Annotated in this window: 13 protein-coding genes and 2 pseudogenes; 7 read left to right on the top strand and 8 right to left on the bottom strand. The window is 69.2% G+C overall.

All coding sequences use genetic code 11. The features are described 5' to 3' along the window. Positions 1-124 precede the first annotated feature (124 nt). On the bottom strand, positions 125-904 hold the full coding sequence (locus BS75_RS00940) for a polysaccharide lyase family 7 protein (protein ID WP_081982023.1): 780 nt from the start codon (positions 902-904) through the stop codon (positions 125-127). A gap of 134 nt (positions 905-1,038) precedes the next feature. After that, on the bottom strand, positions 1,039-1,803 hold the full coding sequence (locus BS75_RS00935) for a GntR family transcriptional regulator (RefSeq protein ID WP_197091880.1): 765 nt from the start codon (positions 1,801-1,803) through the stop codon (positions 1,039-1,041). 142 nt (positions 1,804-1,945) lie between these two features. Between BS75_RS00935 and BS75_RS00930 the strand changes: the two genes are divergently transcribed. Beyond that, on the top strand, positions 1,946-3,265 hold the full coding sequence (locus BS75_RS00930) for a hypothetical protein (RefSeq protein WP_052069081.1): 1,320 nt from the start codon (positions 1,946-1,948) through the stop codon (positions 3,263-3,265). Here the strand turns inward: BS75_RS00930 and BS75_RS00925 are convergent. Together BS75_RS00925 and BS75_RS00920 are read right to left on the bottom strand one after the other, a co-directional pair. Beyond that, positions 3,247-4,254, bottom strand: coding sequence for a hypothetical protein (locus BS75_RS00925; protein ID WP_231607638.1), 1,008 nt, complete (start codon positions 4,252-4,254; stop codon positions 3,247-3,249). The two genes, BS75_RS00930 and BS75_RS00925, sit on opposite strands and share 19 nt — an antisense overlap. Before the next feature lie 185 nt (positions 4,255-4,439). Continuing rightward, positions 4,440-5,696, bottom strand: coding sequence for a hypothetical protein (locus BS75_RS00920; RefSeq protein ID WP_152645958.1), 1,257 nt, complete (start codon positions 5,694-5,696; stop codon positions 4,440-4,442). Between the two features lie 930 nt (positions 5,697-6,626). Between BS75_RS00920 and BS75_RS49030 the strand changes: the two genes are divergently transcribed. Continuing rightward, positions 6,627-6,791: a hypothetical protein gene (locus tag BS75_RS49030; RefSeq protein WP_169790790.1), complete on the top strand. Its 165-nt coding sequence runs from the start codon at positions 6,627-6,629 to the stop codon at positions 6,789-6,791. 175 nt (positions 6,792-6,966) lie between these two features. On the opposite strand, the gene BS75_RS00910 is transcribed toward BS75_RS49030, so the two are convergent. Then, positions 6,967-7,311, bottom strand: a complete 345-nt coding sequence (locus BS75_RS00910; protein ID WP_034086811.1) for a VOC family protein — start codon at positions 7,309-7,311, stop codon at positions 6,967-6,969. 30 nt (positions 7,312-7,341) lie between these two features. After that, positions 7,342-9,003: a DUF2079 domain-containing protein gene (locus BS75_RS00905; RefSeq protein ID WP_052069080.1), complete on the bottom strand. Its 1,662-nt coding sequence runs from the start codon at positions 9,001-9,003 to the stop codon at positions 7,342-7,344. A gap of 278 nt (positions 9,004-9,281) precedes the next feature. Here BS75_RS00905 and BS75_RS43840 point away from each other — a divergent pair, with 278 nt between their 5' ends. Then, positions 9,282-9,713 carry an RICIN domain-containing protein gene (locus tag BS75_RS43840; RefSeq protein WP_197091879.1) on the top strand — a complete coding sequence of 144 codons (432 nt, stop codon included), beginning with the start codon at positions 9,282-9,284 and terminating at the stop codon, positions 9,711-9,713. Between the two features lie 157 nt (positions 9,714-9,870). On the opposite strand, the gene BS75_RS47635 is transcribed toward BS75_RS43840, so the two are convergent. Further along, positions 9,871-10,233 (bottom strand): hypothetical protein, encoded by a 363-nt coding sequence (locus BS75_RS47635; protein ID WP_152645960.1) that lies wholly within the window; start codon positions 10,231-10,233, stop codon positions 9,871-9,873. Between the two features lie 39 nt (positions 10,234-10,272). On the opposite strand from BS75_RS47635, the gene BS75_RS00890 reads away from it, so the two are divergent. Together BS75_RS00890 and BS75_RS45810 are read left to right on the top strand one after the other, a co-directional pair. Beyond that, the gene (locus BS75_RS00890; RefSeq protein ID WP_052069078.1) at positions 10,273-10,767 is read left to right on the top strand and encodes a hypothetical protein; all 495 of its coding nucleotides are present in this window, start codon (positions 10,273-10,275) and stop codon (positions 10,765-10,767) included. Positions 10,768-10,940: 173 nt separating this feature from the next. After that, positions 10,941-11,216: pseudogene (locus BS75_RS45810) on the top strand (methyltransferase domain-containing protein); the annotation flags it as partial. Position 11,217: 1 nt separating this feature from the next. On the opposite strand, the gene BS75_RS00885 reads toward BS75_RS45810, so the two are convergent. After that, positions 11,218-11,937: a DinB family protein gene (locus BS75_RS00885; RefSeq protein WP_042438645.1), complete on the bottom strand. Its 720-nt coding sequence runs from the start codon at positions 11,935-11,937 to the stop codon at positions 11,218-11,220. Between the two features lie 331 nt (positions 11,938-12,268). On the opposite strand from BS75_RS00885, the pseudogene BS75_RS00880 reads away from it, so the two are divergent. Together BS75_RS00880 and BS75_RS00875 are read left to right on the top strand one after the other, a co-directional pair. Beyond that, positions 12,269-12,667 (top strand): annotated as a pseudogene (locus tag BS75_RS00880) (SAM-dependent methyltransferase); the annotation flags it as partial. A 241-nt stretch (positions 12,668-12,908) separates the two neighbouring features. Beyond that, positions 12,909-13,442: an RBBP9/YdeN family alpha/beta hydrolase gene (locus tag BS75_RS00875; protein ID WP_034086808.1), complete on the top strand. Its 534-nt coding sequence runs from the start codon at positions 12,909-12,911 to the stop codon at positions 13,440-13,442. Positions 13,443-13,460: the final 18 nt, after the last annotated feature.

Genomic DNA, 13,460 nt, shown 5'->3' with positions numbered 1-13,460 from the left:
GCATCGGCTGCGGATGTCTCTCGATGAAGGCGTGCGCGCTGCTGAACCCCGGTGACGCGCTCGCCGGGGACGGCGTCGGGCCCCGACGGCTCTGAGCGGACTGCCGGCGCCGGGGCCCCGCCGGCTAGCTCTGCGTCAGGGCCGTGAACTGGACCCGGCCGCCGTCGTCGGCTCCCTCGCTGACCGTGCCCTGTTGGTAGTCGCCCGCCGAGAAGTGCCCGGAGGCGCCGACCAGGACACGCGGAACGGCGACCGTGTAGGACTGCTTCTGGCTGCCGGACGCCGCGGAGAGCGTCAGCGTCCCGTTGCCGTTGTCCGCGACCCGGTAGGAGAACGAGGTGTCCAGCGGGACGCCGGTGAGCAGGGTGTAGAAGTCCGCCGGGGCGCTCGTTCCCGAGGCCACCATGACGTAGAGCTCGCCGGACTTGTAGTCGACCATGACGAAGGGGGACGAACCCCCGCTGCCACCGGCGTGCAGCTGGGCGACGCAGATCTCGGGGTTGCTCTGCGGCAGTCGGAGGACCTGCAGGGTGGCGTCGAGCACGTGCTTCTCGGTGCCCACGGCGTACTTGTCGGCGGACTCCAGCTCGGTGCGCGAGTGCAGCGAGCCGGGGGTGGTGGCCGCCCCCGAGGGCGCCCAGAAGGTCAGGGCCCCGCCGCTGTCCTGGGTCAGCCAGGGCGAGATCAGTCGGGCGGGGCTCAGCACCTCGGCGTCCTTGCCGGAGGGCTGACCGGCCGAGTCGACGGGGAGCAGCAGGCCGTCCCAGCTGCTGAGGCTGATCGGGGCGGCCGCTCTCGTGGTGGCGGGTCTCACCGGGTTGGCCGAGGCCAGTGCGGTCGTACCGACTCCGGCAGCCAGGGCGAGCACGCCGGTCGCTGCTGCTGTCCACTTCATTCGCATCATGCGCCGAGCTTATTGTAAGGATGCCTAACCAGAACCTGGTTCGCGAAAGCTCCCCGGTCGGCCGGCGCACCGTGGGTGGCGCCAAGTGAGCTTTCCCCTGCGGTGCTTGACGCTGCGCCGGGCCGGTGGTTCGCTCACGGGACGTCGAAGACGAGCTCCGAGTCGATGCGGTAGCGGTCGCCGCGGTAGACGGACCTGGTGTACTCGATGATGCGGTTCCCGGTGTCCCTGGTGGTGACCTCCAGCAGCATCGCCGGGGAGTACGGCGGGGTCTCCAGGAAGGCGGACTCCCGCTCGTCGGTGACGGTGGCCTCGATCGACTGCTTGGCGCGGGCCATGGTGATCCCGTAGCGGGAGTGCAGGAGCTGGTAGAAGGAACCGCTCTCGAAGTCCTCGGCGGTGATGTCCGGGACGAAGTGGTCCGGAATGCGCAGGCGCTCCACGGCCAACGGCGTCCCGTCGACGATCCGCAGCCGCTCGACGAAGACGATCCGCGTGTTCGGGGCGACCTGCAGCTCCCTGCCGAACCGGGCTCCGGCGCTGCTCCGTTCGAAGTGGAGCGTGCGACTCTGCCACAGGCCCTCGGTCAGCGGCACGCGGAACGAGTTGGCCACGCCGGCGCTGGGGGCCAGTGGTTGGGCGATCTTGCGCGGGCTGGTGAAGGTGCCGCGGCCCTGCTGCCGGACGAGCACGCCCTCCTCGATGAGTTCGTCGACGGCGGCCCTCAGGGTCGGGCGCGAGACCCCGAGTTGCTCGCACAGCTCGTGCTCCGACGGCAGCGCCTCGCCGCCCATGTGCTGGGAGATCAGCGCCATGATCGCCTGACGGGCGCGGGCGCGCTTGGGCGCGACGCGGGGGCGATCGGTCGATGCGGGGGAGGTGTCGGCATGGCTCGTCACCTGTCGAATGGTAAGTCCAAGCCGGTTCCAGGCCAACTGGATTGACAGAAGGTTATCTAGTAAGGCTTCTTGACATGACAAAAGGTCACCCCGAGACTGGCGTAGCCCGAGCAGAACCTCGAACCGAACAAGAGGTGCGAACATGTCGGACCAACACCGATCCGCGCGAAGGTCCGGCCTGCGCGGCCCGCTGGGTGTGGCCCTTGCAAGTGCGCTGGTCGCAGCCTGCGCCATCGGCCTGCAGACCCCCGCGAAGGCAGCAACGGCCGGGACCGAGGTGTCGGCGTCCAGCGAGGCGAACGCCTACACCTTCCTGGACAACATGATGGACAAGTACGCCACCGGTACCGAACCCCGGCTGGTGCAGAGCTTCGTCGCCGACAAGGCGATGGGAACCTTCACCGATTCGGTGACCTACGACGACGCCCTGGTGGTGGACGCGCTGCTGGCCCGTGGCACGGCCGACGACATCGCCCGGGCGCAGGTCATCGGCAACGCCCTGCTGTATGTGCAGGCCCACGACTCCAGCCACGACGGACGCATCCGCGCCGCCTACGCCCCGACACCGCTGACCAGTGCGAGCAAGGTCAAGGCCACCGATCCGACGAGCGACGTCGGCAACATGGCCTGGGTCGGCCAGGCCCTCGTCCAGCTCTACGCCAGGACCCACGTCACCTCCTACCTGACCGGCGCGACCGACGTCGCCGACTGGGTCAGGAGCAAGACGTACGACACCCGGGGCGCAGGTGGCTACACCGGCGGCTACGACGGCAGCAGCAAGATCGAGTGGAAGTCCACCGAGCACAACATCGACGTGTACGCCTTCTTCAGCATGCTGGCCCAGGAGACCGGCAACAGCGCCTGGACCTCCGCCGCGACCCACGCCGAGACCTTCGTCCACGCGATGTGGGACGCCGACGCGAAGAAGTTCTGGGTCGGCACCGACGAGAGCGGCGTCACCCTCAACAAGGGATTCCTGCCCGAGGACGTCAACACCTGGAGCTACCTGGCCTTCAAGGACCCGACCTATGCCGCCTCCATCGACTGGGACATCACCAACCTGGCCGTCACCAGCGGCAGCTTCACCGGGGTGAGCTTCGGCGCGTGCGACCGCAGCAAGGTCTGGTTCGAGGGCACCGCCCACCTCGCAGCCGCCCTCGCCGTCCGCAACGCCCCCGGCGACGCAGCGAAGGCCCAGGGCTACCTGAACTCGATCCAACTGGCGCAGACCACCGCACCCAACCAGGACGGCAAGGGAATCGACGCCGCCTCCGGCGACAACCTCAGCGACTGCGACGGCGACGACTACTACGCCGCCCCGCACATCGGTGCAACCGCCTGGTACCTGCTGGCGGCCGGGGCGGCCGATCCGTTCCTGCTGATCAACGGGCCGAGCAGTGCTGCAGGAGCGTCATCGTCCGGGTCCGTAACGCCCCTGACGGGTCACCAGTCCCGGTCGTAGATCGCCCGCAGCCACGGTTCCCTGACAGCGGGCATCCGCGCGAGAGTGTGGCGGAGCGCCTCCCGGGACGGACTGCGCGGGTAGCAGGGGTGCGGCGGGAGCGGGTCGTCCCGCTCCACGCCGGCCGGCAGTCCGCCGACCACCGGCAGTCGCGTCCGGTGCGGCGGGAAGGCGAGTTCGGCCCAGAGCGCGGCATCCATGGGCACCGGCACCGGCACCGACCCGCCACGCGGCTGCCACATGTCTCCGGTCTGCGGATGGACCGGCACCAGCGCCAGGTCGGTGGCCGGCTCGCCGTACCCCGGGCCCGCCAGGTCCAGCCGCTTCGCCCCTTCCCCGGCGGGCAGCAGCGCGCCGAGTACCCGGCCGAGGAGCTCCGCGACCGGCCCGGGCGCCACCTCGACCGGTGCGCCCCCGGCAGCCACCACCACCTGGGCGAGGGCCACGCCCGCCGGGATGTCCCAGTACTCGCTCAGCCGGTGCTGCAGGGCGCCGGTGGCGAGCAGCTCCGCCCAGTCCATGACCGGCCGCTCCGGGGGGCCGGGCAGCCGCACCACCGCCTGCGGGACGAGCCGGACGACCTGCCAGCAGCCGCAGTCGTCCATCCTCGTTCCAACCGGCAGATCGCAGGCCAGGCACGCGAGGTTGGGGCCGTCGCTGCCGTTGATCCCCATGCAGTAGCCCCCGGCCCGCTCAAGGATCAGCCCGGTGCCACGCATGTCGCCGGGCGCGAGGAGGACGGTGTCCGACGGTCCGTCGGACAGTGCGCCGAACGGCGCGAACAGCCCCTGCTCCGGCGCCTCGCGCACTCCGAGCCCGTCCCACTGCCGCCACGGCGGGCCGGCCGGCGCGGGGTCGACGGCGTAGGTGCCGGCCTCCAGCAACGGCGGGTGCAGCGTCTCCCAGTGGGTGTCGGCCAGGTGGATCGGCAGTGCCACCTCCAACACCGCCGCCGTCAGCACCGCGCCGCAGCCTGCACACCCGAACACCGCCAAGCTGTTCCCCCCTGCCGTCGAAACTCCTGCATTCCACCAAGCAGCCGGACCGGGGAGCAAGAGGTTTTCCGATGGCGCCGCACTCACCCGCGCCGAGAAGGTCCGGGGCGGGTGCCATGCCCCCGCAGTGGGGTCGCAGCGGGGCCCGGCAGCTGCCGGGCCCCGAACGAGGTGAACGGCTACTGAGCCGGTGCCGTACCGAGGAGACCGGCCAGGGTGGTGGCATTCCCGTAGGCGAAGGGCTTGACCGTGCCGTGACTGTCGACTGTCACCACGGCCAGGTCGAACGTGGGGGTGGGCGTGGTGGAGCCCTGGGCCGGCGGCGGGGTGGGGATCTTGTAGTCACCGGCGATCACGCACACCGCGACCGGGCCGGCCGCGTCGACCTGGCTGGAGTCGAGCGTCTTGCCGGTCTTGCCCAGGTAGCGGGTCTTCCAGTCCGTGACCGACTTCGCCGAGCTGCCGTAGGCCCTGAGGACCGAGGTGGCCTGCCCCCACTGGTCGGTCGCCGTTCGGGCGTTGGTCCCGCAGCTGGTGACCAGCTGACTGCTGGTCAGTCCGCCGCCGATTCGCGCCGTTCCGCTCAGCGGGAGGGCGGCCTGCGCGGCGGCGGCCGGAGCAGGAGCGGCCTGGGCGTCGGCGGAGGTGGCGACCGAGGAGGACTTGTATCCGCAGCCCGCGCCTTCGCCGGCCCACCACTCGGTGTCCGAGCTCCACTGTCCGCACATCCACGGGTCGATGGTTGTGCCCTGGCGGCCGCTGATGGCGTGGCTGGTTCCGGAACTCAGGTAGCTGATGTCGGAGTACGGCTGACCGGTGGTGCTCGCGCCGGCGTCCCAACTCTCCAGGCCGAACTGGATGCTGGTGCCGGTCGTCGTCCCCCAGTCGGCCGTGGCGCCCATGACGGTGTTGTCTATCTCGTAGTGCCAGGTGTTGCCGGTCCGGTAGATGCTGAACCGGTGCTGGGCGTTGGGGCCGATGTAGCTCTGGTTCTCGGTGCCGAGCGGGTACCAGGCCCCGTTCAGTCCGTAGCCCCAGTACCAGAAGTTCTCGTAGTCGCAGCGGTGCCCGGTGCCGAGCTCCTCCCAGTCCTGTCCCTGGGCGCCGGCAAGGGTGATCCACTGCGACTGGTAGGCCACGCCGCCGCTGATGCTCCAGCCGCTCCCCGGGACCCCGGCGCAGTTCGAACCCGCAGCTATCCCGGAGATGTTGATGTCGTTGCGGGTCACCCCGATCCCGTCGTAGGGACCGTGGGTGTTGTCCCACCCGATCGCGTAGCAGTGGAAGGAGCCGCCGCTCGGGTAGCAGCTGGAGTTCGGCGCCGAAGGCGCTTTCGCCCCGGATGCGGCCCCTGCAGGCGGTGCGGCCCCAACGCTCGCGAACACGCCGATCGTGCCCAGCAGCGCCGCTATTCGCAGGCGCCGCGTACGAGTCATACCTCGCATGGACTTCATTCGTTCCCCCACTCGGTTCTGCGGCAGCCCCCTGGGGCCGCCACATCGTTCGCGAACGGCGGCAAACGCGTCACAGTGGATCCGAGGCGCACCGTCCCAAAGGGTGACAAACGCCTTGTGACCGCCGGGGCCCAAGTGGCGACTTGGGCGACGGAATGCTTACACAGCCCTTGGGATTTTCACAACAGGCCCACAGTCGCATTTACGGGGGAATACCCGCATTGGTTTCCCAATGTCATGCAGCAATTGCGAAGTATTTGATGCCAGGTCATGTATGTCCGGTCCCAGGTGATTTGGCCCCGGCCTGGAGGCGGGTCTTCCGGTTCCGGGACTTCCCGCGCCTTGGAGCCCGTACTCGTCTCCGACTTCTCCCATGCCGCGACCTGGTCATGAGGCCGACTCACGGCAGACCTGCGCCGAGCGGTCGGCCACCGGCCGACGCCCGGCGCGGCATGATCGTGGGATGACCGACGAGTCCGCGAACGAGACGACGACAGCGCACACGCCCAGCACGGCCTCACCGATTGAGGCCGTGCTGGGACTGGCGGCCCCGCGAGGTCGCGCGGTCGACGACCACATGTTCCGAGTGGGCGCCGCCACGGGCCGGGCCGCCGGGCCGGCCGACGCCCTGGGCTGGCTGCCTGGGACTACGACGCAGAGCGCATCCACGGATTCGACGACCACGACATCGGGGCCGTCCTGACCAGTTCCGCGATCGCCGCCGACGAAGCGGAACCGACAGGCGCTCTCGAAGCATGGCGCCTGCGGCCCGGAAAGTTCCGCTGCCCCTGGCAGACCGATGACCCGAGGTAGTCCCATTCCATGCGACCGAGGGCGGCTTTGTGGGGTCGGCCGTCACCGAGGATGCGTGCGTTCCGCTCCCAGGGCAACCGCGTGTAGTAGAAAGGGGGGATGGGAAGACAGGCAGTCGTCGTGCTCTACGTGCTCGCGTTGGTGGCTGTCGTGGTTGGCGTGGATGTGCTGTTCTTCCGACAGCAGTTCTGGGAGCGGTTGCTGGCGAACGTCGGCATCGTCCTGGTGTTCGCGGCGTTCTACCTGCGGTTCCTGAAGCGCTGATGAGCGCTGCCGCCCTGATGCGCCGAACCCGGCGGTCGGGCGGTCGGGCGGTCAGAGTCCGGCCGGGCCGGCTTCGGTCGGCCCTGCGGGCTTCTGGGCCGACCCCGCAGGGCAGCAGGTCGCGGCAGGATCCACGGACAGCGTCCATGCGAGGGGCCACCAGCCGGAGGTGTCGTCAGGCGGGTGCGGCGCCGCCGAACCCGATCGCATTGCCGTCCGGGTCGCGGAAGGTGGCCTTGCGGACACCGTTGGCGTAGGTCTCGCGCTGGGCCGGCTCCAGGCCCCGCTCGGCGATCTGGGTGATGCGGGCGTCGAAGTCGCTGACGAAGACCGTGTGCAGGGCGTGCCCGGCGTGCTCGGGCCGCACGACGATGTACAAGTACCGATGGTCGGCGAGTTCCCACACCGCCTCCGTGTCGTTCGGCAGGAATGCCGGCGGGGCGCCGAGGAGGAGCTCGTACCAGGCCGCTGCTGCGGCGTAGTCGCGGACGGGGACGCCTGCAAACAGATCCAAGGTCATGAGGTCATGCTAGGGTCTGTTTAAAGTGGATCAAGGTCTGCGATGATCTTGTCGTGGGACGTGGAGATCTGGCGAACGAACAGTGGGCCGTGCTGGCACCGTTGCTGCCCGTGGGCGTGAGGCCGGGGCGACCCGCGATGTACTCCCGTCGGTAGCTGATCGACGGGATCCGGTGGCGGACTCGCACGGGAGCGCCGTGGCGGGACGTTCCGGAGCGGTGCACATAATTTGTCGATCGGGGCAGGGTGCACGGGATACCGCAGGCGGTCGCGGGCAAGGTCGGATACGCCGCAGGAGGCTGATACCGTCACTGCGCGCCAGCACCTCGTAGCCGTCGAGGGGATGCTGCCCGATCGTGTCGGCGAGACGGGACAGGGGGCAACTTGCGCTGGTGGGGTCGGTGGTGTCGTAGATGACCCACTCGGGTGCGGTGGCCTGGCATGCCTCGGTGACGGTGGTCCGGGCAACCAGTTGAGCCGCCAAGTGGTTGGAGGCGGCGATCTGTACGCCGTCGGGAACCATGTCCAGCAGTCGGCGCGCATCGGTGTCATGGGCTGTCAGGGCCCAGGTCTTGGGCAGCAGGACCTCATGGAGGGGGTACACGGCGACGGTGGCGGCGGTGAAGGCCAGTCCGAGGGCGGCAGCCGCGCGCACGGTGCGCGCGGAGGGGCGGCGGTGGCCGGCGAGGGTGTGGACGGCTGCGGCGAAGACGATGGGCATGAGCACGGCGCTGTAGTGGTAGTGCGTGCCCCAGTAGGCGGGGTTGTCGGCGGTGAAGCGCCAGGCCAGGGTGGGGGCGGCGAGCAGGAGCAGGGGGGAGCGCAGGGCCAGGAAGCCGGTGGGGGCCAGCACCATGAGGCAGGTCAGCCACTTGACGGGGGGCCAGAGGAGCGCTGCCGCGGCAGCCCAGGGGCTGTGACCGGCGCTGATCTGGGAGGCGTAGGAGAAGGTGTGGTTGCTGTTGGCCGCGGGGATCAGGACCAGGACTTCCAGGGCGCTGGCGGCGCAGCCGAGCAGGGCCAGGGGGATTCCGGTTCGGCGGGGCCCCTTCCAGGCGATGTAGCAGCCCAGTACGGCGACGGTAGCGCCGAGGTCCTCCTTGACCAGGAGCAGGGGCAGGGACCAGAGGGCGGCGGCGCGCCAGCGCTCCTGGCCGGCGGCGGTCAGGGCGAAGGCCAGCAGCGGTACGGCGAAGGCCACTTCGTGGAAGTCGAAGTGCACCATCTCGGCCAGTCCCCATGAGCAGCCCAGGCCGATCGCGGTCCACCAGGCGGCCTTGGGTCCGCATGCGGCGTGGGCCCAGCGGGTGAGCGGCACCAGTGAGAGCGCCGCCAGCAGCGACTGCGCGGCCAGGAGCGTGAACGTGCCGGGGAAGATGCGGTAGACCGGTGCGAGGAGAGCCAGGATCGGGCTGAAGTGGTCGCCGAGGATATTGGCTCCCGGGCCTTTCAGTGGAACGATGGGAGCTCTTCCCCGGGAATAGGCCTTGATGGCTTGCTCGAAGATTCCGAGGTCGAATCCGCCGGAATGCAACTGGCGGTCGTGCAGCACGGAAAGCGTCATATGGAGGACGCCGAAGAAGCTGGCGGCGCCCTCGGCCAGAGGGCCGCTCCGCGCCCCCCAGGCCGAGGGGTCCTGACCTGCCGACCGCTTGGCCGCCTGCGGGAATGGCCTGGTGAACGCAGGGTTCATGGGGGTTCCCTCGGTTGCTGGCGAGCGATCCAGCTGATCATAACAAGATCCTTTTATGGCTGGAGTCAGACACTCCGGCCCCCTGGAGTGTCGACGGAACCACTGACGCGACATCAATTCGGCCGTTACCGTTCCGTGCATTGACCGATTGTATGCAAGTATGTTTCATTGTGCCCGAACTGAATCGGCGAAGATTCGAAAGACGAACGGCACGTCAGTTGAAAATCATTGCCAAGACCGCGCTTTGTCTGATCGCGGCCGCCACCGTTGTGGTCGGCGTGACCAGCACCGCCGACGCCACGACCTCCGTGGTCACCTGGAAGAACGCGGCCACCAGCATGTACCTCGCCCAGGTCGCCGCCAACACCAACGGCTCGGCGATCGGCACCCGCGACATCAGCGCCGGCATACCCTCCGACGTCTACACCAACTGGAGCGACTCCAGCAACGGCGACGGCACCTGGACCGAGACGAACACCGCCACCCGCCAGTGCCTGGACAGCAACAACACCCCCGGCGCCAACGGCACCGCCGGCAGCGTCTACGCGCTCAGCTGCAACGGTGGCAACAACCAGCGCTGGTACGAGGTCCACTACAGCGAGGGCTGGAAGCTCACCAACAAGGCCACCGGCCTCCTCCTGGACTCCAACCTCAACGGCCGCGTGTACATGAGCCACGACAACAGCGGCTCCTACCAGCGCTGGCAGTAAGGCGACGCCCCGGCCCCGAGGCACCGGATCTGGGCAGTATCGCCACCCCATGGACGCAGTCGGCCCACCCGCACTCGTGGCGGCCGGTCATCATCTGCGCGAACGTCATTTACGTGCCGGTGCAGGGCCTCCAGGTACGGGCCGGCCGCCAGGACGTCTACCAAGCCTGCGTGGTGAAGTAGAGCTCTGCAGTGGCCACGGCGGGCTTGACGATCTTGTTCTTGTCCTCCAGGGTGGCCGCGACCGCGAGGAGGTGGTCGTCGCGGTGGTGCGGGGCGATGAGTTGGCGCAACTGGAGGCCGGCCGGGAGGTCGGTGTCGTCGTCGGTGACCCGGTGTCCGAGGCCGCGCAGGGCGTCGGTGGCGCGGTCGAGCCCGTCCAGCACAGCGGGCTCGGGGTTGGCTGCACCCAGGGTGCGGTTGCCGAGCGGTCGCAGGGCTGTTGAAAGACTGCGCAACCGCAGCGGCACGTGCGGCGTCTTCTGGTCCGTCAGATGCAGCAACTGGACACAGGGGGGCATTACATGAACGTGCACTGGGGACGCTCGAGATCGGTCGCGATGGGGGCAGCCGCGACGATCGCGGTCGCGGTCGGGCTGGGCCTGGGACTGCCCGGGGCGGCCGGCGCGGCGACCGTGACGCGCGGCGCGACTGCGGCCGCGCCCGCTACCGCATCCGCTCCGCAACACGTCGTGCCCGACTGCTCCGGCAGGGCGCAGGTCAAGCCGGGGGCGATCGTGCTGACCTGCGCGGACGACGGCATCGGGCTGATGGGCCTGCATTGGACCAGCTGGACGCCGCAGCTGGCCAGCGCCTACGGGACCGAGAGGGAGAATGACTGCATTCCCTACTGCGCCCACGGCCACATCCACTACTACCCCGTCGTGGTGGAGGTTCTGGGCAGCGCTGCGGTCAAGGGCCACCCCGGCGAGCTCCGCTACACCGAGGCCACCATCACCTACACGGCGGGCCGCCCGGCCGTGTACACGAGGACCTGCAGCGGCAAGGTAACGGCCACCTACCCCATCTCCTGGACCAGGCAGCTCGCACCGTGACGCGAACTCCGCGCCGCTGACGGCCCGGCCGCCCCATGTGCGGCCGGGCCGTGCGCCTGCCGGGCGGGCCGACTCGCGGCGTCACGAACCGGTGGTCGCCGGCTTCCCGGTGGGGGCCGTGACCGCTCCGAAAATGTCAGCACCGTCGGCTGCCGCCAAGGTTCGGTCCGCTGATGACGGATGCGGACGGACACTTCGGCGAGCGTGAAGCAGAGCGGTACGACGAGTCCTCGGGCTCCGAGTTCCAGGGTGACGCCATTGGGCAAACCGTGGACTTCCTCGCGGAGTTGGCGGGCAACGGGAGGGCACTGGAGCTGGGCGTCGGGACGGGACGCATCGCGTTGCCACTTGCCCGGCGGGGTGTTCCGGTTCACGGCATTGACCTGTCCCGGGCGATGGTGGCTCGCCTGCGCGCCAAGCCTGGAGCCGAGGGGATCGGCGTCTCCATCCCTACTCGGCGTCCTGTGCCTCGATCAGGTCGAGGTCGCGGACGCAGAAGCCGTGGTGTTCGAAGGTCTCGTTGAGCACCGTGCCGAGGCACTGCCGCACCGAGCGACCCCGGGCGTACGGCGGCCAGACATCGTCGTCGGGCACCGGCGCTCGTGCCGCGAGCGCCGGTGCGGTGGCCTCGTCGAGCCACGCCTGGAGCTCGGCGGCCTGTGCGTCACGCACGCTCACGATCTCGTCGAGGGCCGGATTCAGCGAGAGGTCAAGCCCGTGCGCTCCACGGTAGGGCTCGACAGTCGTCCCGATGCCCATCGGCGTGAACAGCTCCGTCGAGCCCAGGCAGCAGCGGCGGAACCACGAGTCGTGGACGAAGACCAGGTGGCGCATCGTCTGCACCGCCGACCACTCGTCGTTCATGCTGCGGCGCTCGATGCCGGGCGTACGCCGGATTCGCTCGATCGTGGCGGCCCAGCCGGCACGGAGCCGACGCGATGCCTCGCGCAGGTCGGCAGGGTCCTCGGAGCGGATCAGCACCCGCTCCGGATGACGCCGGTCGAGCTCTGCCTCGACGTACTCGGTGACCTCAACACCGTTCACCACGAGGTTGGTGATGAGCCCGTCGATCACGGCATCCTGCATGACGACGCCGATCAGGCGTGCCCCGGTCAGATCGCACTCGCGGAACTCCGCACCGTGCAGATCCTCGTCAACGTATCGCGTCATGCTCCGCATATTAGGTCCGAGCACCGACAAGCCGGCTTCCCCGGCTTGATTTGGCCTCTTCCAGGTCCTGACCGAGCGCGAAGAATGATCCACACCGGGTTTCCGAGAGGCCCGGTTCCAGCAGCCTGGCCGCACTGCGACTTTCTAGCTAGATGACTTCTGGTCGCGGTAGTTGACGCCCAGGGCTGCGGGTAGTCGGGCGTCGATCGTTTGTGCAAGCGAGGCGGCAAGTGAGTCGAGCTCGACTTTGAGGCCGACGTAGTGAGGGCGTGGGCGGGCGCTCTGCAGAAGGCGCCAGATCACCTCGCTCGACTGTCAGCGCTCACCCGCCAACTACAGTGCTCAGTCACACCAGGTCGCCTGCTTCCGCAACGTCGCCGGGCGCCTCGCGCCCGGAGGCTGCTGCGTCGTCGAGGTGATGGTTCCGGAACTGCGCAGGATTCCGGCCGGGCAGAACATCGTCCAGTTCAACACAGGTCCGACCGAGTGGGCCTACACCGTCTACGACACCGTCACCCAGGACGCGACCTGCCACTACATCACGGTCACACCGGACGGCCGCGGCGAGGCCCGTACGATCCCCTTCCGCTACGTCTGGCCCGCGGAGCTGGACCTCATGGCCCAACTCGCCGGGCTGAGGCTGCGTGAGCGCTGGGAGGGGTGGACACGCAGGCCCTTCGCCGAGGACAGCGCCCAGCACGTCTCGGTCTGGGAGAAGCCGATCGGCTGAGGACGCAGGGCCAGGAAACGACATCGGGTCCGGCGCCGCGCGACGGAACCCGGCCGGAGCCGGCCGCACCACGCCGCGACGGTGACCGCGCAGGGGAACGCGCAGGTCACCCACAGGGGCGCCCGGCAGCACCATCGAATCCCGTTGATCGAACCGGTGGCCTCGCAGCTCCGGAGCCGGGGCGGGTGTCAGTGGGCACCGGCATCATCGGTGGTAGCACCGGCGGAGGAAAGGACATCCTGTGCAGAACGCCATCATCTTCCACGGAACAGGTGGGAACCCCGAGGTCTGCTGGTACCCGTGGCTGGGCCGACAGCTGGCCGGGCGGGGTTACGACGTCGCGATCCCGCACTACCCCGGCCTCAATGTGGAGCCCGTCGACTCGTTCCTGCCGAAGGTCCTGGCCGACCACGACTTCAACGAGCGCACCGTACTGGTCGGGCACTCCGGGGGTGCCGCGCTGCTCCTCGCCGTCCTTGAACACATCGACGTGACGGTGGCCCAGGCCGTCCTCGTCGCCGGGTACTGCACCAGGCCGAACACCGAGGACGAGCCGGTCCTGCAGGGCGACTACGACTGGGCGGCGATCAAGTCCCACGCCCGCGAGCTGTACTTCGTCAACTCGACCCATGACCCCTACGGCTGCGACGACAGGCAGGGGCGCGCCATGTTCGATCGGCTGGGCGGCACGCAGATCATCCGCGACGAGGGGCATTTCGGGGACTACGACCAGCCCTACCCGGAGTTCCCGCTGCTCGACAGACTCATCGACTAGCGGATCGCCGCTGCGGAG

It is taken from the genome of Streptacidiphilus albus JL83, from assembly GCF_000744705.1.
Taxonomy (GTDB): Bacteria; Actinomycetota; Actinomycetes; order Streptomycetales; family Streptomycetaceae; genus Streptacidiphilus; species Streptacidiphilus albus.
The sequence above is the reverse complement of the archived record's forward strand: the minus strand, read 5'-3'. Positions and strand labels throughout refer to the sequence as shown.